Source organism: Alloyangia pacifica, from assembly GCF_020524285.1.
In the GTDB taxonomy this organism is placed as follows: domain Bacteria; phylum Pseudomonadota; class Alphaproteobacteria; order Rhodobacterales; family Rhodobacteraceae; genus Salipiger; species Salipiger pacificus_B.
Map to the genome: position 1 here is coordinate 373,086 of NZ_JAIVKX010000004.1, position 18,791 is coordinate 391,876.

The window sequence follows — 18,791 nt, forward strand, 5'->3', positions numbered from 1 at the left end:
CGGGATCAGAGGGAGGAAAGCCGCTCGCGGATCGCCCGCACCACGAAGCGGCGCTCGGGGATGCTGGCGACATGCGGGGTGATGAGCACCTTCGGGTGCGCCCAGAGCGGGTGGTCCTGCGGCAGGGGCTCGGTCTCGAAGACGTCCATCGAGGCCCCCGAGAGGTGCCCGCTGTCGAGCTGCGCAATCAGGTCGTCCTCGACCACCTGCCCGCCGCGACCCATCTGCACCAGCGCCGCGCCCTGCGGCAGCTTCGACAGGAAGCCTGCATCGATCAGCCCGCGCGTGGCCCCGGTCAGCGGCAGCACGTTCACCAGGATGTCTGTCCGTGCAAGAAAATCATCCAGCCCGTCGCCGTGGAAATGCGCCACGCCCGGCTCCGCCGGATCGGGCGCGCGGCGCGAATACCCCGCCACCGGATAGCCCAGCCCCATCAGACCCTTGGCGATGGCGCGGCCCATGTGGCCGAAGCCCAACACGCCGACGCGGCGATAGGTCGGCGAGAGCCCGGTGACCGTGCGCGCCCACTCTCCCCGTTGCTGCTGCGCCACGTAGCGGCCCATGTCGCGGTGGTGCCAGAGCACGTGGAAGGCGGCGAAGCCCGCCATCTGCAGCGCCTGGTCGGCATCCTCGACCCGGTAGACCGGCACATGCGCGGGGCGCGACGGGCACGCCATGATCGCGTCGGTGCCCGCCCCGGCCGAAAAGATCGCCTTGAGGCCGGTCATGCCCTCGAAGACATCGTCGGGCGGAATGAAGGTGAAGACGAAATCCACCTGCGCCGGATCCGTGACGTCCTCGCGACGCATCACCGTCAGCTCGGGCGCATCCTCGGCAAAGATCCCGTTGAAGTGCGGCCAGAGGTCGACGCCGCCGGTCGTCGTGATGACGCCCCTCATGCGGCGCCCGCCTTGGCCCAGTCGGCGCCGGGCACGGCGGCCAGGAGCTGCCGCGTGTAGTCTTGTTGGGGCCTCAGGAAAATGTCGTGCACGGTTCCGATCTCCACCAGTTTTCCCTTCTGCATCACGGCGATCCTGTCGCAGAGCTGCGCCGCCACCCGCAGATCGTGGGTGATGAAGAGGATCGACAGGTCGAAACGCTCGCGCAGATCGCGCAGAAGGTCCAGCACCTGCGCCTGGATCGACACGTCCAGCGCCGAAACCGCCTCGTCGGCGATGATCAGCTCGGGGTCCATGGCGAGCGCGCGCGCGATGCCGATACGCTGGCGCTGGCCGCCGGAGAATTCATGCGGGAAGCGGCTGGCCGCCTCGGCGCCAAGGCCGACGATCTCCAGCAGTTCGCGCGCGCGGGCCTGCGCCTGCGCTTTCGGGAAGCCCTTGGTGATGGGCCCGTCCGTGAGGGCCCCCATGATGCGCTGGCGCGGGTTGAGCGAGGCATAGGGATCCTGAAACACCATCTGCACCTTGTGGCGCTGTTTGCGCAGCTCCTCCTCCGACAGCGCCGCCAGATCGGTGCCGCCGACCAGCACCTGCCCGCCGTCCGGCGTCACCAGTCGCACCGCGGTGCGGCCCAGCGTCGACTTGCCCGAGCCGGATTCGCCCACCAGCCCCAGCACCTCGCCGCGCCCCACGGTGAGCGAGACGTCATCCACCGCACGCACCTCGCGCACCGGGCGGAAGAAGCCACCCCCGGTGCGGTAGACCTTGCGCAGCCCCTTGATCTCCAGCGCCGGCACCTCGCGCGGGGCACGGGCGGGGGGCAGCTTGCCGGTGGGGATCGCGTCGAGCAGGCGGCGGGTGTACTCGTGCTGCGGATCGGTGAGCACCGAGGCGGCGCTGCCACGCTCGACCACCCGGCCCTCGCGCATGACGATCACCTGGTCGGCGATCTCGGCCACCACGCCGAAGTCGTGGGTGATGAACATCACCGCCATGCCATGCCGCTCGCGCAGGTCGAGGATCAGCTTGAGGATCTGCGCCTGCGTGGTGACGTCGAGCGCCGTCGTGGGCTCGTCGGCGATCAGCAGTTTCGGTTCCAGCGCCAGCGCCATGGCGATCATCGCCCGCTGCCGCTGCCCGCCCGAGAGCTGGAAGGGATAGGCGCGGATGATCTTCTCCGGATCCGGCAGCCCGACCTCGCGGATGAGGGTCAGCGCCTTGTCGCGCCGCTCCTGCTGGGAAAAGCGGTCATGTGCGGCGAAGACCTCGGCGATCTGCTCGCCGATGCGCATCAGCGGGTTGAGCGCGGTCATCGGCTCCTGGAAGATCATCGCGATGCGCTCGCCGCGCAGCGCCTGCTTCTCGGCCTCCGGCAGGCGCAGGATGTCGCGCGCCTCGAACATGGCACGGCCGGACTTCACCGTCACGCCCGGCGGCAGCAGCCCCATCAGCGCATTGGCGGTCATCGACTTGCCCGAGCCGCTCTCTCCGACCACGCAGAGGATCTCGCCCTTCTCGATGGCGAAGGAGATGTCCTCGACCGCGAAGGCCCGGTCGGCGCCCTGCGGCAGACCGATGCTGAGGTGTTCGATGGAGAGCGCGCTCATGCCTTGCCCTTCCGGCTGAGGTGGGGGTTGAGGGCATCGTTCAGACCCTCGCCGATGAGGTTCAGCGCCAGCACCGTGATGACGATGGCGATGCCCGGAAAGAAGCTGAGCCACCACGCGCTGCGGATCACCGTACGCGCCGCGCCGATCATGTAGCCCCAGCTCATCGCGTTGGGATCACCGAGGCCGAGGAAGGACAGCGAGCTTTCCAGCAGGATCGCGGTAGCGACCATCAGCGAGGCCATGACGATGATCGGCGAGACAGTATTCGGCAGAACCTGCGTCATCAGGATACGCGGGCGCGACAGGCCCGCCAGCCTTGCGGCGTCGACGAACTCGCGCTTGCGCACCGACATGACCTCGGCCCGCACCAGACGCGCCACCGGCGGCCACGACACGATGGCGATGGCGATGGTGATCGAGGCCAATGTGGGCTCGAAGATCGCCACCAGCACAATAGCCAGCGCGAAGTTGGGGATGGTCTGGAAGAACTCGGTGAAGCGCATGGCGCCCTCGTCCACCCAGTTGCCGTAAAAGCCCGCCAGCGCCCCCAGCGGCACGCCGATCAGCAGCGCCACCAGCGTCGACACGAGGCCCACCAGCAGCGACACGCGCGCGCCATAGGCCAGCTGCGAGGCGACGTCGCGGCCCAGCGTGTCGGTGCCGAGCGGCAGACCGTCCATGCTGAAGGGCGCAAGGAACGGGCGCTGTACCATCTGCCACGGATCATGGCTGAACAGCAGCGGGGCGAAGATGGCGATGGCGATCACCGCCACCAGAAGCACCACGCCGATCATCGCGCCGATGTTGGAGGAGAAACGTTTCCACATGATCTGAGCCCTCCCTTACGCGCGCGCGCCGATGCGCGGATCGACAAGCCGGTAGACGATGTCGGTCACGATGTTGAACAGGATCACCATGGCGGCCGAGACGAGAAAGACGCCGAGGATGGTGTTGTAGTCGCGCGCCGCGAGGCTCTCGAACATCAGCCGCCCGATGCCCGGCCAGGCAAAGACGGTCTCGGTCAGCACCGCGCCGCCCACCAGTTGGCCCGCCTGCAGGCCCGCCAGCGTCACCACCGGCAGGATCGCGTTGCGCAGGATGTGGCGGCGGCGGATCGCCGGGCCGGAAAGGCCCTTGGCCTTGGCGGTCTTCACGAAATCGAGCTGGCTCACCTCGAGCATCGAGGCGCGGGTCATGCGCATGTAGACGGCCATGAAGAAGAGCCCCAGCGTAAGCGCCGGCAGCACGAGGTGCTTGGCGATGTCGATCACCCGCGCCATGCCGGTGTAATCCGCGCCCACCGTCTCGTAGCCGAAGCCGGGCAGCCAGCCGAGCCAGACCGAGAACACCAGCACCGCCATCAGCGCCGCCCAGTAGAGCGGCGTGGCGTAGAACAGCAGCGCCAGCGTGGTCAGCAGGCTGTCCGACGGCTTGCCCACCCGCGCCGAGGCGGCGACACCGAAGGCGATGCCGAGCACTAGCGAGATCACGAAGGCGGTCAGCGTCAGCAGCAGCGTCGCCGGGAGCCGGTCGAGGATCAGCTCGGAGACCGGCGCGCCTTGCCGGAAGGAATAGCCGAGGTCGAACTGCAGCACGCCGCCGACGTATTTGCCGAGCTGCACGTAGAAGGGCTGGTCGAGACCGAAGCGTTCGCGCAGTTGCTCGATCATCTGCTCGTCGGCGGCCCCGGCCTCGCCCGCCAGCACAACCGCCGGATCACCCGGCGCTGCGTGCAGCAGGCAGAAGTTCAGGACCGCGATGGCCAGGAGTGTCAGGAACGCCTTGAACGCCCGTGACAGGATGACGGTGAATATGCTCATTGGCCCCCGTTCGACACGCCGGTCGTCCCGTTGGTTCCTGCCCCCAAGGCGGTCATGCCGGGGGCGACGTGAGGGCGGGCCGCGCGGGCCCGCCCCGATATGCGAGGATTACTCTTCGATCCAGGCGTCGCGCGGACCGTCGTTGATGCCGATGGCGGTGGTCACCAGGTCCTTGACGTCGCAGCGGTAGATGGTCGGGAACTCCAGCTCCTGCAGCCAGGCCACCGGCACGTCGTCGACGATCTCCTTCTGGATCTCGGCGTAGGCCGCGGCGCGTTCCTCGGGGGTGACCATCGTGGCCGCCGCCGCCCATTTGGCGTCGAGCTCGGGGTTCTCGTAGCCCTCGACGTTGTTCCAGGGGCTGCCCTTCTTGATGCGGTCGGCGGTGTAGTTGCGCGACACGCCAAGCGCCGGATCGCCGTATTGGTAGAGGTAGGTGAAGGCCAGATCGTAATCCCACTGCGAGGTCTTCTCGTTCCAGCCCGCCACGTCGGTGCTGTCGATCTCGGCGTTGATGCCGACCTCCGACAGGTTCTGCCGCACCGCCTCGGCCCAGCGTTGCCAGGTCTCGCCATAGGGCAGCGGCAGGATACGCACCGGCGCGCCGTCGTAGCCCATCTCCTCGAGCAGCGCCTCGGCCTTCTCGGGATTGTAGTCATACGGGGTGACGTCGTCGCTGTAGAAGTTGGTCGACGAGGCGACCGGCCCGGTGGCGACCTTGCCGAAACCGTTCCACACCACGTCCTTCACGAAGTCGCGGTCCATGGCGTACATCACCGCCTGACGGAAACGCACGTCCGAGGTCGGCCCTTCGCGGTTGTTCATCCACATCCACGCCAGCGGCGCGAAGAACTCCCAGCCCGCGCCGGTGGAGCAGACGCCCTCCATCTCGGTCAGGCGCGGCACGTCCCAGTTCTCGACCGAGCCGCCGGGCAGCACGTCCACTTCGCCGGTCTCGAAGGCCACGGCGCGGGCGGCGGCATCGGGGATCACCCGGTAATAGACCTCGTCGAGGTAGGGCTTGCCCTCGAGGTAGTAGTCCTCGTTCTTCACCAGGTGGATGTAGCTGCCCTTCTCCCAGGTCTCGAACTTGAACGGGCCGGTGCCGATGGGCGTCGCGTTCATCTCGTTGGTGGCGTAGTCGGTGCCCTCGTAGATGTGCTTGGGCACGATCGGCATGGTGCCGGCCTCGAAGGCGTTGATGAACGGGCCGAAAGGCTCCTTGAGCTGGAACACGACGGTGGTGTCATCGGGCGCGGTGATGCTCTCCACGTAGGCCAGCGAGGCGCGCAGGCGGGCGTGGGTCTCGCGCAGGAAGACATCGGCCGAGAACACCACGTCATCGGCAGTGAAAGGCTCGCCGTCGTGCCAGGTGACGCCCTCGTGCAGGTTGAAGGTGTAGGTCAGACCGTCGTCCGAGATCTCCCAGCTCTCGGCAAGGCTCGGCTGCGGCTCGAGGTCGGAGTTGTAGCGCAGCAGGCTCTCGTAGATGTCGCCCGCCACGAGCTGCGTCGGGCCGTTCTGCACGAGGCCGAGCATCAGCCCCGGCGGCTCGGGCTGCACGACGATGTCGAGGCGGCCGCCCTCCTGCTGCGCGGCAAGCGGCGCGGCGAGGGTGGCGGCGATAAGGAAGGTGGTCGCTCTGAGTTTGGTCATGGGGATCCCTGTCGGTTCTGGTTGTCTGCTTTTCTTCGAAAGTCAGGCCCCGGTCGCTGCCCGGGGCGGGCAGTTGCTCAGCCCAGGTAGCCCGGGGCGTGAGCGTCGAGCCGGCGCAGCTGCGCGGCCCATTCTGGATCGGGCTTGCCGCGAAGCTCGATGGAATCGTAGGCGCGCTGGTACTGGCCGGCGGCATGGGCGGCGACCCCGTCCGGCAGCACGTCGGGGGTCAGCCCCATGCCGAGCGCGGCGACCTGCGCCTTGCACGACCGCTCGAGGTTCAGCGCCAGCTTCACCGCCTCGGCCACCGAGCGGCCAAGCAGCAGCGTGCCGTGGTTGCGCAGCAGCATGACCTGCTTGTCTCCAAGGTCGGCGACGATGCGCTCGCGCTCGGCGAGGTCGAGCGCGATGCCTTCGTAGGCGTGATAGGCGATGCTGTCGTGAAATTGCGCCGACCATTGGTTGAGGCTGAGCAGCCCCTCCTTGACCGACGAGACCGCGACCCCCGCGACGGTATGGGTGTGCAGCACGCAGACCGCGTCGTGACGCGCCATGTGCACGGCGGAATGGATGGTGAAGCCCGCGGCGTTGACCCCGGCGCCATAGGGGTCGTCGATCACGGCGCCGGTCTCGTCCACGGTCACCAGGTTCGCGGCGGTCACCTCGTCGAAGCGCAGCCCGAACGGATTGAGCAGGAAGCGTTTCTCGCCACCCGGACCGTCCGGCAGCCGCGCCGAGATATGGGTGTAGATGCCGTCGTCCATACCCTCCAGCGCGATCAGCCGGTAGGCCGCAGCCAGATCGCGGCGGAGGTGCGTCACGTCGGGGGATTGCGTGCCGTCGCGCATTGCGGCCCTCCCTGTCATTCCCTGAGGCGCTCACCTTGGAGGCGAGTCACAATTGCATGATTTGAAGCCAGACTAAGGGCAGCGCCCCCGCCTCGGTCAAGAGAATTGTCGACAATCTACAGGTCGACACTTACTCTGAAGAAAATTCAGGCGACCGCTCCGCATGGCAATCCGCATGGCAAACTCTCCCAGATCCACAGGTTTCGAGCCGCTCGACCGCGAGGGCCTCGTGCAGCGCGTGGCGACCCGGCTCAGCAAGGCCATCGTCACCGGCCAGCTTGCGCCCGGCGCGCGGCTGTCGGAGTCGGTCGTGGCCCGCGAGCTCGGCGTCAGCCGTGCCCCGGTGCGCGAGGCCGCGCGCCTGCTGGAGAACTCCGGCCTCGTCACCTACCGCGCCAATCGCGGCTTCTTCGTGCGCGAGACCTCGGTCGAGGCGCTGAACGACCTCTACGAGCTGCGGCTGGTGATCGAGACCGCCGCCGCCCGCCGGGTCATCCGCGACGGGCTCGACGGCACCATCGACCGGCTGGCCGCGCAGATCGCGGTGCTGCACCGCGTTGCCGAGGACGAGGCCGACATGCTCACCCAGGTCGAGGCGGACATGGAGTTCCACCGCCTGCTCTGCGCGGGCAGCGGCAACCCCAAGTTCCTGCACGTCTTCGAGCAGATCGCCGCCGAGACCGAGTTTTCGATCATGGTGATCGGGCGGCTCTACGACGACGCCCGGAAGATCGCCGAGACCCATGAGCCCATCCTAGATGCCATTCGCCGCGGCGACCCGGAGGCCGCCGAAGCCGCGCTGCGCCTGCATATCGGCGAGGCGCAAGAGCTGGTGACCCGCCAGTTCCGCGACCTCGACCGCAACGCGGACTGAGTCAGCTCAGCGGGTGGAAGCAGGCGACCTGCGTCTTTCCGCCCGCAGTCTCCAGTTTCGGCACCTCGGCCCGGCAGCGGTCCGTCGCACGCGGGCAGCGCGCGGCAAAGGCGCAGCCCGGTGGCGGGTTCAGCGGGTCGGGCAGTTCGGTCCCCTTCTGCTCGGGCGCGGTCAGCGGGCGCCCCACGACGGGCGCGCTGTCGGCGAGCAGCTTGGTATAGGGATGGCGCGGCGCGCGGAACACTTCCTCGGCCGGGCCCAGCTCGACCACCGAGCCGAAGTAGAGCACCGCGATGCGGTCGCTGACCGCCTCGACCACCGCCAGATCGTGCGAGATGAAGAGATAGGTCAGCCCGAACTCGGCCTTGAGATCGGCCAGCAGATTCAGCACCTGCGCCTGCACCGAGACATCCAGCGCCGAGACCGGCTCGTCGAGGATCAGGATGCTGGCCTGCGCCGCCAGCGCCCGCGCAATGCCGATGCGCTGCGCCTGCCCGCCGGAGAACTCGTGCGGGTAGCGTTCGAGGAACTCCTCGCGCAGGTTCACGCTGGCGAAGATCTCGGAAATCCGCCGGTCGCGCTCGGCCTTGCCCATGCCGTGCAGGCGCTTGAGCGGGGCCTCCATGATCTGCCGGATGGTCTTGCGCGGGTTGAGCGAGGAGATCGGGTCCTGAAAGACGTACTGGATGCGCTTGCCGAAGATGGCCGGATCGGCGTTGTCCAGCGCCGCGCCGTCGATCTCGATGCTGCCCGTGGTGGGCGCGATCAGCCCCACCAGAAGGCGGGCCAGCGTGGACTTGCCGCAGCCGCTCTCGCCGACGATGCCCAGCGTTTCGCCCTGCGGCACGGCGAGGGTGATCGGATGCACCGCGTGCACATGGCCCACCGGGCCGCCGAACAGGCGCCGCCCCACGGCGAAGGATTTCGACAGGTCTGTCAGCTTCAGCGCGATGCTCATTCGGCGGCCTCCTGCAGCGGCGCTTCGGGATGGATGCAGCGCACGGCGCGCGGCCCGGCGCGGTGCAGGTCGATCTCGCCCGCCAGGCAGTCGGGCTGCGCGCGGGTGCAGCGCTCGGCAAAGGCGCATCCCTGCGGCAGCCGGTCGACCACCGGAGGCAGCCCGGGGATCGCCTCGAGCCGCCGCTTGCCGGTGCCGAGCTCGGGCACGCAGGCCATCAGCCGCGCGGTATAGGGATGCAGCGGCGTGTCGAGGATCGCCTTGGTCGGACCCTCCTCGACGATGCGCCCGGCGTACATCACCGCCACCCGGTCGCAGAGCTGCGCCACCACGCCGAAGTCATGGGTGATGAAGACGATGGCCAGCCCGCGCTCACGTCGCAGGTCGTCGAGCAGCGCGAGGATCTGCGCCTGCACCGTCACGTCGAGCGCGGTGGTCGGCTCGTCGGCAATGATCACGTCGGGCTCATTGGCCAGCGCCATGGCGATGCCGATGCGCTGGCGCATGCCGCCCGAGAGCTCGTGCGGGTAATCACTGAGCCGCTTCTCGGGGTTCGGGATACGCACCGACTTCAGCAGCTCCAGCGCCCGGTCGTGGCCGTCCTTGCGCCCAATCGGGCGGTGCGCGCGGATCGCCTCGATGAGCTGGTCGCCGACCCGGTAGAGCGGGTGCAGCGTCGCCAGCGGGTCCTGGAAGATATAGGCCACATTGCGCCCGCGCATGTCGCGCAGACGGCCGTAGGGCGCGCCGATCAGGTCCTCGCCCTCGTAGCGCACCGCGCCGCCGGTGATCACCCCGGGCGGCGAGGCCACCAGTCCCATGACGCTGAGCGCGGTGACCGACTTGCCCGAGCCGCTCTCGCCGATGAGCCCGAGGCATTCGCCGGGCTTTACGTACAGCGACACGCCGCCCACCGCGCGGTAGACTCGGTCCTTGACGTGGAACTGGGTCTGCAGCTCCTGCACCTCGAGCAGCCCCTGCCCCGCGCTTTCCGGCACCGGGCCTTTGCGGTCCACCCGGGTCGCCGCCATGGGCCGCGACAGCGCGCCGGACTTCAACCGCGGGTCGAGCGCATCGCGCACCCCGTCGCCGAGCAGGTTGATCGACATGACGATGATCAGGATCATCAGCCCCGGCACCACCGAGGTGTGCGGGTTGGTGATCAGCGCCGAGCGCGCCTCGCCCAGCATCGAGCCCAGATCCGCCTGCGGCGGCTGCGAGCCGAGGCCGAGGAAGCTGAGCCCCGCCGTCTCGAGGATCATCCAGCCGATCGTCGTCGACATGGCGATGACGATCACCGGGATCACATTGGGCAGGATCTCCGACAGGATGATGCGGGTGTTCGACAGGCCCGAGAGACGCGCCGCATCGACGAACTCACGGTGCGCAAGACCGACGGTGATGCCGCGGATGTTGCGCGCGAAGAAGGGCACGTTGACCGCCGCCACGGCGATCAGCGCATTGAGCAGCCCCGGCCCCAGCGCCGCGACGATGGCCAGCGCCAGCAGGATGTAGGGAAAGGCCATGAGCATATCGACGCCGCGCATGATCAGGTTGTCGGTGCGGCCGCCGTAGAACCCCGAGATGATGCCGACCGCCGCGCCGATGGTGGCCGCCGCAATGGCCGCGGCAAAGCCCACCGCCAGCGACAGCCGCGTGCCCCAGAGCAGCCGCGACAGCAGATCTCGGCCAAGGTGATCGGTGCCCAGCAAAGCGCCCTCGGAAAACGGCGGCTGGAAGCGCGCGCCGGTGTTGGTGACATCGGGATCGGCCAGCGGCAGCAGCGGGGTGAGCAGCGCAAGCAGCACCACGAGGACCATGACGATGCCCCCGGCCAGCGCCAGACGGTTGCGGGCGAGGAGTTTGAGAAAGCCGCTCATGTCTTGATCCTCGGGTCGAGCAGGCTCTGCGCCACGTCCACGGCGATGTTGAACAGCACGTAGCAGGCCGCCACCAACACCACCCCGCCCTGCACCAGCAGGATGTCGCGCTTGAGGATCGCGTCGACCAGCATCCGCCCGACCCCGGGCCATTGGAAGACGATCTCGATGTAGACCGCGCCCGACAGCACGAAGCCCGCCTGAATGCCCAGCACCGGGATGATCGAGACCATGGCCGCCTTCAGCGCGTGGCGCCAGATCACCCCGCGCTCATGCACCCCCTTGGCCCGCGCGGTGCGGATGAAATCCTGCCGCAGCACCTCGAGCATGGCCGAGCGCGACAGCCGCGCGATCACCCCGGTCGCCACCACGGCGAGGGCAATGGCGGGCAGCGTCAGGTGGCGGATCAGCGCCCAGAGGTCGCGATCGCCGTAGATCGGCCACATGCCCGAGACCGGGAACCACTTCAGCTTCACCGCGAAGATCAGGATCATCATCATGCCAAGGAAGAACGACGGGATGGAAATCCCCAGCAGCACCGCGAAGGTGATGCCCTTGTCGCCCCAGCCATACTGGTTCGCCGCCGAGATCACCCCCGCCACGATACCGAAGATGGAGCAGAGCACGAAGGCCGTGCCCGCCAGCACCAGCGTCGCCCCGAAGCGCTCCACCACCTCGTCGAGCACCGGCCGGTTGAGCGAGAAGGAGGTGCCGAAATCGCCGCCCATCATATTGCCGAGCCAGATGAAATACTGCTGCACCAGCGGCTTATCGAGGCCAAGGTCGCGGTTCAGCTTCTCGACGTTCTCCGGCGTCGCATAGGACCCTAGGATCGCCGTCGCCGGATCGCCGGGGATCAGCGCCATGATCGCGAAGACGATCACGGTGATCCCCAGCAGCACCGGGATGGCCGAGAGCAGTCGCTTGAGGATGTAACCCGTCATGGCAGCTCCATCTGCGGCGGACGCCCTGCGCCCTTCGTCTTTCGGAAATTACTCTGGCACGTCGCGACCCCGAGCGGCCGCGCGGAAACTACTCTGGCGCGTCGCGGCCCCGTGGGGCCGCGACGGGGGCTGCGCCCCTCTCTCAACGGTGGATCAGTTCTTCACCACGTCATCCAGCAGCAGGAAGAAGGACGGCTGCAGCGTGAAGTTCTCGACCCGCTCCGAGGTCACAGCGTTCTGTTTCCAGTTCGCCACGAAGACCCAGGGGGCGTCCTCCTGCACGATGGTCTGCATCTGCTTGTAGAGCTCGGCGCGTTCGTCCTGATCCGTGGCGACACGGGCGGCTTCCAGCAGCTCGTCGACCTCGGGGTTGGAATAGTAGCCCGAGTTGAACCCGCCCTTGTCCGGCCAGGCATCGCTGCGCAGCGCGAGGAAGGGCAGCGTGTCGGGATCGTTGGTCATCCAGGCCATCTCGGCCATGTCGGCCTTGCCCTCGAGCCCGGGGTTCACCTCGCCGAGGAAGGTGTTCCACTCGTAGGTCTCGATCTTGGTGTCGAAGCCCACGGCATTGAGGTCGGCCTGAATGGCGGTGCCCATGGCGATGGGATCGAGCATGCCCGAGCCGCCCTCGGTGACGTAGAAGGTCAGCTCCGCACCCTCGGCCCCGGCCTCGGCGAGCAGTTCCTTGGCCTTCTCGGGGTCGTAGGGATAGGGCTCGAGATCGTCGTTATAGGCCCAGGCAAAGGCCGGCGGCGTCGGCCCGGCGGCGACCTCGGCGGTCCCCTCCAGCACGTCGTTCACCAATGCCTCTTTGTTGATCGCGTAGTTCGCCGCCTGCCGCACCAGCTTGTCGGCGAAGGGGCCTTCCTTGGCGTTGAGGATCAGGAACCAGACGTGCGGGCCGGCCTGTTCGTGCAGCGTGTAGGCCTCGCCCTGGAACTCGCTGAGCGCCACGGGCGGCACCTCGACCATCAGGTCGATCCCGCCGGCCAGCATCTCGGCGGTGCGGGTGTTGGCGTCGGTGATCGGGCGGAACACCACTGCCTGCAGTTCGGGCGCGCCGTCCCAGTAATCGGGGTTGGCCTCGATCACCACCGCCTCGTTCGAGCGCCACTCGGCAAACTTGAACGGCCCTGTGCCCGAAGGATTGCGGCCAAAATCCGCGCCGTATTGCTCGACCGCGGCGGGCGAGACCAGCAGGCCGGTCGGATAGGCGAGGTTCGACAGGAAGGGCGCGTAAGGTTCCGAGAGGGTAAACTTGACGGTCAGATCATCCACGGCCTCGACGCTCTCCACCGAGGAGAAGAAGAAGGCCAGCGGGAAGGGGCCGGTGTCGTGAAACGGGTGGCTCTCGTCCAGCATGCGGTCGAAGTTGAACTTCACCGCCTCGGCGTTGAACGGCGTGCCATCATGGAAGCTGACGCCCTCGCGCAGGGTGAAGGTATACTCCGTGCCGTCCTCGGAGATGGTCCAGTCGGTGGCCAGCGCCGGCTCGACCTCCAGCGTGCCGTCCTTGTAGCGCACGAGGCCGTCGTAGACGTTCATCAAAATGCGGAAGTCGTTCACCGCGGTCACGGCGGCGGGGTCGAGCGACTTCGGCTCGGCGATCTGCCCGACGATGAGAACCCCCGGCGGCGTTTGCGCCTGCGCGCCCGTCAGCGTGCCGAAAGTCAGGGTGAGGGCCGTGCCCGCGGCCAGCAGGCCCCGGCGGGTGAAGGACGTGATGGACATTTCGTGACCTCCCAGATGGTCAGGATGAATTATTTATCATGATAAATTGCATGAGGCCAAATTTTCATGATAAATTCAACCCTGCAGCAGACAGGGACCGCGAATGACCATTTCCATCCTCGCCTACGACGAAAAATCGGGCAGCTACGGCGGCGCGGCCACGACCGGCAGCCTCTGCGTCGGCGGCTGGGTGCTGCGCGGTGATGCCGAGGCCGGGTTGAGCGCCTCGCAGGGCTCCCTGCCCTCGACCATGTGGGGCACCGCGGTGCTCGATCTGATGCGGCAGGGGCTCTCTGCCGACGCGGCCGTCGCGCAGGTCGTCGCGCCCGACACCGGCAAGTCGCAGCGCCAGCTCTCGGCGCTCGATCCGCAGGGGCGCACGGCGAACCACACCGGGACCGAGAGCATTCCCACCGCCGGGGTCCGGCAGGCGGGCAACGTGATTGTCTCGGGCAACCTGCTGTCGTCGGAGGCGGTGCTCGATGCCTGCCTCGACGGGTTCCTCGCCTCCACCGCGCCGTTCGATCAGCGTCTGCTGGACGCGCTCGACCGCGCCGCGGCCACGGGCGGCGACAGCCGGGGGCTGCTCTCGGCCGCGCTGCTTGTGGTGAGCCGTCATGCCGCGCCGCTGACCCTGCGCATCGATCATTCGGAAACGCCGCTGCGCGACCTGCGGACGCTGCATGGCCATGCCACCGCCGGCGCCTATGCCGACTGGGCCGCGACGGTGCCGACACTGGACGCGCCCTTCCTTGGCGAGCCCTTCCCCAAGATCGTCAGCCAATAGGCCAGCCGGGCTTCGGGCTGTTCGGACGCTGGGCTACTCGGCGATGAAGCGCTTCATCACCACGGCCTCCTGATCCTCCATCATCCGCCGCGCCATCTGCATGTGATCGCGCATGATCTCGCGCGCCGCTTCGGCCTGCCCGTCCCGCAGCGCCGCGATGAGCTGCATCTGATGGTCGCGCCCGCGCCGCCACAGCTCCTCGTTGGGCTGGGCGTAGAGCTTCTTGTAGACGGTGAGGTCGGTGAGGATCCGAGCCATGAAACCGATGAAGAAGCTCAGCAGCGCATTGTCGGAGAACTCGGCGAGGCAGGCATGGAAGCGCAGCGAGGCAACGTGCTGCGCGCGCTCCTCCTCGGCATCGGCGGCGGGGTGCGCGTAGTCGGCCATGATCGCCTCGAGCTGCGCCAGCTGTGCGGCGTCGAGCCGACCGGCGAGCGTGGCGGCGACCTCGGGCTCAAGCGCCACGCGGAGCTGATAGATGTCGTCGATCGAGACGTTGCGAAAGTAGAAGTAGTTGGCCAGCAGGGCGCGCGCGCGGTCGGTGCTGACCTCGCCGACGAAGCTGCCACCGCCGGGACCGGTCTTGGTGACCACCAGCCCCTGCGCCTGCAGCAGCCGCATGGCCTCGCGGATGGTGCCCTTCGACATGCCGAAATGCGCGATCATCTCGGCCTCGCCGGGCAGCCGGTCGCCGGGCGTCAGCCCCTTTTCGACCACCCAGTCCTTGATGGCCTCGGCCACCCGCACCGGGCGGGAGCGGCGGGGGATCCCGCCTTGTTCTGCGTCGCTCATGGCCCCGTCTTTCGCGAAAGGCGCCCAGATTTCTTAGTGATGCCTGGCGGGCGCGTCCTCTCCGCCATTTATCATGAGAAATTCGGAGACGACAACGGGCCACGCCGAGATCGCGCGTGGCACCGCTGACCGAACAGGCGCCCTGCCCTCGTGGCAAGACGCCGGATCGGCTCAGCGCTTGCGGAAGGTCAGGTAGTGCGGCGTGCGGCCTTCGCGCAGCGCCTTCTGCTCGTAGCGGGTCGAGATCCAGTCGCCCCAGGGCGCGCGCCAATCGGCCGGCCCCTCGGCCAGCCATTCAAAGCCCGCCTTCGGCACTTCCTCGAGGGTCTGGCGCACGTAGTCGGGAATGTCGGTCGCCACGCGGAACTCGGCACCCGGCTTCAGGGCGCGCGCCAGCGGCTCGAGGTGTTCCTGCGTCACGAAACGCCGGCGGTGGTGGCGCTTTTTCGGCCAGGGATCGGGATAGAGCAGGAACGCCTTGTCGATGCTCTCGTCGGGCAGCACATCGAACATGTTGCGCGCGTCGCCGGGATAGACCCGCAGGTTCTCGACGCCCGCGGCGCGGATCTTGCCGAGCAGCATGGCGACGCCGTTGATGTAGGGCTCGCAGCCGATGATCCCCATGTCCGGATGCGTCGCGGCCTGGTGCACCAGGTGCTCTCCGCCGCCGAAGCCGACCTCGATCCAGACCGGCTTGCCGCCGAACATCGCCCGGAGGTCGAGGTTCTCGCGCTCGGGGTTCACCTCCCAGTCGACCGCGCCCGGCGACAGCTTCGCCAGGTCCTCTTCGAGGTAGGTCTCCTGGCTCGGGCGCAGGGACTTGCCCTTCACGCGGCCGTAGAAATTGCGCCAGGGGGCGCCGGGATGCTTGTTCGAGCTGGTCATGCGCCGCGATTTAGCGGCGAAGCGGGCGCGGAGCAATCCTCTCCGCGCCCTTTTGTGCAGGGTCCGGCCGGACCCTGCTGCGTCAGTAGGGCAACGGATGCGCCTTGTGGGTCGCGTCAATGCGCTCCAGCAGCTCGTCAGGCAGCGTGACATCCGCCGCGCCGAGCAGCTGCTCGAGCTGGCCAACGGTGGTCGCGCCGAAGATCGACGAGGCCACGAAGGGCCGACGCGCCGACCAGGCCAGCGCCATTTGCGCCGGCTCCAGCCCGAACTCCTTGGCCAGATCGATGTAGGCCGCGACCGCCGGGAACACACGGTCGGTCTTGCGCCCGCCGAGATCGCCGTTGATCGCCATGCGCGAGCCCTCGGGCACGGCGCCATCCTGATACTTGCCGGTCAGCAGACCGGCGCCCAGCGGCGAATAGGGCAGCAGGCCGACGTCCTCGTTGACCATCAGCTCACCGAGGTCGGTGTCGGCCATGCGGTAGAGCAGCGAGTATTCGTTCTGCACCGAGGCGACGCGCGGGCCACCCACCTCGTTTGCCATGCGCAGCCATTCCGCGGTGCCCCAGGCGCTGTCGTTGGACAGGCCGAAGGCGCGGATGGTGCCGCGCTCGACCTCGCGCTGCAACGCGCCGAGTGCGTCGGCCATGTGCTGGCGGGTCGCCTCGCGGTCCTGTTTCCACGGCGCGAAGGTCCAGTTCTGGCGGAACGCATAGCTGCCGCGGTTCGGCCAGTGGAACTGGTAGAGGTCGATGTAGTCGGTCTTCAGCCGTTTCAGCGAGGCTTCGACCGCCACCGGGATCGTCTCGGAGCTGATCGGGGCCTCGTCCCGCACCAGCTTCGACGGGCCGGTGTGCTTGCTGGCGAGGATCCACTCGCTGCGGCGGCCGCTCTTCTCGAACCAGTCGCCGAGAATGCTCTCGGTTCGCCCCACGGTTTCGGCCTTCACCGGGTTCACCGGGTACATCTCTGCGGTGTCCATGAAGTTGATGCCGGCATCGAGCGCGCGCTCGATCTGCGCAAAGGCGTCCTCGGGCGGCGTCTGGTTGCCGTATGTCATGGTTCCGAGGCAGAGCTCGGTCACCGACATGCCTGTGCGGCCCAGCGGATTCTTTTTCATCTTTTGTCTCCTGTTAGCGCTCGGCGCGACACTAGTGCCTCGATCCGCGAAGCCAAGACCCCGAGGCGCACAGTGACTCCGCGGCAGGGCACCTTGCCTATCCGGCGGGCACTGGCGGCAGGCGCAGGGGTTCAGAACCGCCGCCGCACCAAGGCCACCCTGCGTACACCCCGGGCTCGGCAAGCCCTCCGCGCCGCTGCACTGGCAAGCCCGGACAACATCCGCTAAGAGCGCGACAACTCCAGATTCATTCGCGGGACGAACATGGCACGTCATCTGATCACCTCGGCGATCCCCTATATCAACGGGATCAAGCATCTCGGAAACCTCGTGGGCAGCCAGCTTCCGGCCGACCTCTTCGCCCGCTACCAGCGCGCCCGCGGCAACGAGGTGCTGTTCCTCTGCGCCACCGACGAGCATGGCACCCCCGCCGAGCTCGCCGCCGCCAAGGCCGGCAAGCCGGTCGCCGAATATTGCGCCGAGATGCACGAGACCCAGTCGAAGATCGCCGAGGGCTTCCGCCTCAGCTTCGATCACTTCGGCCGCTCGTCGAGCCCGCAGAACCACAAGCTGACCCAGCATTTCGCCGGGGTGCTGGCCGAGCGCGGGCTGATCCGCGAAGTATCGGAAACGCAGATGTACTCGCCCACCGACGGGCGCTACCTGCCGGACCGCTACATCGAAGGCACCTGCCCCAACTGCGGCTTCGAGGACGCCCGCGGCGACCAGTGCGACAACTGCACCAAGCAGCTCGACCCGGTGGAGCTGATCAACCCGCGGTCGGTGATCTCGGGCGCGACCGATCTCGAGATGCGCGAGACCAAGCACCTCTACCTCTGCCAAAGCCAGATGAAGGACGAGCTGGAGGCCTGGATCGACAGCAAGACCGACTGGCCGGTGCTGACCACCTCGATCGCCAAGAAGTGGCTCAACGACGGCGACGGCCTGCAGGACCGCGGCATCACCCGCGATCTCGACTGGGGCATCCCGGTGAAGAAGGGCGACGAGGACTGGCCCGGCATGGAAGGCAAGGTCTTCTACGTCTGGTTCGACGCGCCGATCGAATACATTGCCTGCTCGCAGGAATGGGTCGATGCGGGCAAGGGCGACGACTGGGAGCGCTGGTGGCGCACCGACAAGGGCGCGGACGACGTGACCTACACGCAGTTCATGGGCAAGGACAACGTGCCCTTCCACACCCTGTCGTTCCCGGCGACGATCCTGGGCAGCGGCGAGCCGTGGAAGCTGGTCGACTACATCAAGTCGTTCAACTACCTCAACTACGACGGCGGCCAGTTCAGCACCTCGCGCGGGCGCGGCGTCTTCATGGACCAGGCGCTGGAGATCCTGCCGGCGGACTACTGGCGCTGGTGGCTGCTCAGCCACGCGCCGGAAAGCTCGGACGCCGAGTTCACCTGGGAGAACTTCCAGTCCTCGGTGAACAAGGATCTCGCCGACGTGCTCGGCAACTTCGCATCGCGCGTCACCAAGTTCTGCCGCTCGAAGTTCGGCGAAGTGGTGCCCGAGGGCGGCGCCACGGGCGAGCTGGAGGCCAAGCTGATCGCCGATCTGGCGGAGAAGATCCGCGAGTACGAGGCGCAGATGGAGGCCCACGAGGTCCGCAAGGCCGCCGGTGCCCTGCGCGCCGCCTGGGTGCTCGGCAACGAGTACCTGCAGGAGGCCGCGCCCTGGTCGACCTTCAAGACCGACCCCGAGACCGCGGCGATGCAGATCCGCCTCGCGCTGAACATGATCCGTCTCTACGCGGTGATCTCCTCGCCCTTCATCCCCGACGCCTCGGCGCAGCTCCTGGCGGCGCTGAAGACCGAGGACGACAGCTGGCCGGGCGATCTGGATGCGGCGCTGACCACCCTGCCCGCGGGCCATGCCTTCGAGGTGCCCGAGGTGACCTTCCGCAAGATCACCGATGCCGAGCGCGAAGAGTGGCAGGAGCGCTTCGCCGGAACGCGCTGAGCCGCCACCG

Annotated in this window: 16 protein-coding genes; 3 read left to right on the top strand and 13 right to left on the bottom strand. The window is 67.8% G+C overall.

Going from position 1 to position 18,791, the window contains the following annotated elements:
* Window positions 1–5: 5 nt before the first annotated feature.
* The 6 genes from LC039_RS08155 to LC039_RS08180 form a co-directional block, all read right to left on the bottom strand.
* Window positions 6–899: a 2-hydroxyacid dehydrogenase gene (locus LC039_RS08155; RefSeq protein WP_226623102.1), complete on the bottom strand. Its 894-nt coding sequence runs from the start codon at window positions 897–899 to the stop codon at window positions 6–8.
* The gene (locus LC039_RS08160; RefSeq protein WP_226623104.1) at window positions 896–2,506 is read right to left on the bottom strand and encodes an ABC transporter ATP-binding protein; all 1,611 of its coding nucleotides are present in this window, start codon (window positions 2,504–2,506) and stop codon (window positions 896–898) included. Before LC039_RS08160 ends, LC039_RS08155 begins: the two co-directional genes overlap by 4 nt.
* Window positions 2,503–3,336, bottom strand: a complete 834-nt coding sequence (locus LC039_RS08165; protein ID WP_226623105.1) for an ABC transporter permease — start codon at window positions 3,334–3,336, stop codon at window positions 2,503–2,505. The genes LC039_RS08160 and LC039_RS08165 overlap by 4 nt, the downstream gene beginning before the upstream one ends.
* Window positions 3,337–3,351: 15 nt before the next feature.
* On the bottom strand, window positions 3,352–4,329 hold the full coding sequence (locus LC039_RS08170; protein WP_226623107.1) for an ABC transporter permease: 978 nt from the start codon (window positions 4,327–4,329) through the stop codon (window positions 3,352–3,354).
* Window positions 4,330–4,437: 108 nt separating this feature from the next.
* Complete coding sequence (locus tag LC039_RS08175; protein ID WP_226623109.1) at window positions 4,438–5,985, bottom strand: ABC transporter substrate-binding protein; 1,548 nt, start codon at window positions 5,983–5,985, stop codon at window positions 4,438–4,440.
* Window positions 5,986–6,062: 77 nt separating this feature from the next.
* Window positions 6,063–6,833, bottom strand: a complete 771-nt coding sequence (locus LC039_RS08180; RefSeq protein ID WP_226623110.1) for a class II aldolase/adducin family protein — start codon at window positions 6,831–6,833, stop codon at window positions 6,063–6,065.
* Window positions 6,834–7,008: 175 nt separating this feature from the next.
* Here LC039_RS08180 and LC039_RS08185 point away from each other — a divergent pair, with 175 nt between their 5' ends.
* Window positions 7,009–7,707 carry a GntR family transcriptional regulator gene (locus tag LC039_RS08185; RefSeq protein WP_226623112.1) on the top strand — a complete coding sequence of 233 codons (699 nt, stop codon included), beginning with the start codon at window positions 7,009–7,011 and terminating at the stop codon, window positions 7,705–7,707.
* A 1-nt stretch (window position 7,708) separates the two neighbouring features.
* On the opposite strand, the gene LC039_RS08190 is transcribed toward LC039_RS08185, so the two are convergent.
* The 4 genes from LC039_RS08190 to LC039_RS08205 form a co-directional block, all read right to left on the bottom strand.
* Window positions 7,709–8,665, bottom strand: coding sequence for an ABC transporter ATP-binding protein (locus LC039_RS08190; protein WP_226623113.1), 957 nt, complete (start codon window positions 8,663–8,665; stop codon window positions 7,709–7,711).
* Window positions 8,662–10,545 (bottom strand): dipeptide/oligopeptide/nickel ABC transporter permease/ATP-binding protein, encoded by a 1,884-nt coding sequence (locus tag LC039_RS08195; protein ID WP_226623115.1) that lies wholly within the window; start codon window positions 10,543–10,545, stop codon window positions 8,662–8,664. The genes LC039_RS08190 and LC039_RS08195 overlap by 4 nt, the downstream gene beginning before the upstream one ends.
* Window positions 10,542–11,489: an ABC transporter permease gene (locus tag LC039_RS08200; protein ID WP_226623117.1), complete on the bottom strand. Its 948-nt coding sequence runs from the start codon at window positions 11,487–11,489 to the stop codon at window positions 10,542–10,544. Before LC039_RS08200 ends, LC039_RS08195 begins: the two co-directional genes overlap by 4 nt.
* A 153-nt stretch (window positions 11,490–11,642) precedes the next feature.
* Window positions 11,643–13,220: an ABC transporter substrate-binding protein gene (locus tag LC039_RS08205; RefSeq protein ID WP_226623123.1), complete on the bottom strand. Its 1,578-nt coding sequence runs from the start codon at window positions 13,218–13,220 to the stop codon at window positions 11,643–11,645.
* A gap of 103 nt (window positions 13,221–13,323) precedes the next feature.
* On the opposite strand from LC039_RS08205, the gene LC039_RS08210 reads away from it, so the two are divergent.
* The gene (locus LC039_RS08210; protein WP_226623124.1) at window positions 13,324–14,007 is read left to right on the top strand and encodes a DUF1028 domain-containing protein; all 684 of its coding nucleotides are present in this window, start codon (window positions 13,324–13,326) and stop codon (window positions 14,005–14,007) included.
* Window positions 14,008–14,040: 33 nt separating this feature from the next.
* Here the strand turns inward: LC039_RS08210 and LC039_RS08215 are convergent, their stop codons facing one another.
* The 3 genes from LC039_RS08215 to LC039_RS08225 all read right to left on the bottom strand — a co-directional run bounded on the left by LC039_RS08215 (window position 14,041) and on the right by LC039_RS08225 (window position 16,807).
* Window positions 14,041–14,799: a FadR/GntR family transcriptional regulator gene (locus LC039_RS08215; protein WP_226623126.1), complete on the bottom strand. Its 759-nt coding sequence runs from the start codon at window positions 14,797–14,799 to the stop codon at window positions 14,041–14,043.
* Between the two features lie 171 nt (window positions 14,800–14,970).
* Window positions 14,971–15,684, bottom strand: coding sequence for a tRNA (guanine(46)-N(7))-methyltransferase TrmB (gene trmB, locus LC039_RS08220; RefSeq protein WP_226623127.1), 714 nt, complete (start codon window positions 15,682–15,684; stop codon window positions 14,971–14,973).
* An 82-nt stretch (window positions 15,685–15,766) separates the two neighbouring features.
* On the bottom strand, window positions 15,767–16,807 hold the full coding sequence (locus LC039_RS08225) for an aldo/keto reductase (RefSeq protein ID WP_226623133.1): 1,041 nt from the start codon (window positions 16,805–16,807) through the stop codon (window positions 15,767–15,769).
* Between the two features lie 264 nt (window positions 16,808–17,071).
* Between LC039_RS08225 and metG the strand changes: the two genes are divergently transcribed.
* Window positions 17,072–18,781: a methionine--tRNA ligase gene (metG, locus tag LC039_RS08230; RefSeq protein WP_226623144.1), complete on the top strand. Its 1,710-nt coding sequence runs from the start codon at window positions 17,072–17,074 to the stop codon at window positions 18,779–18,781.
* Window positions 18,782–18,791: the final 10 nt, after the last annotated feature.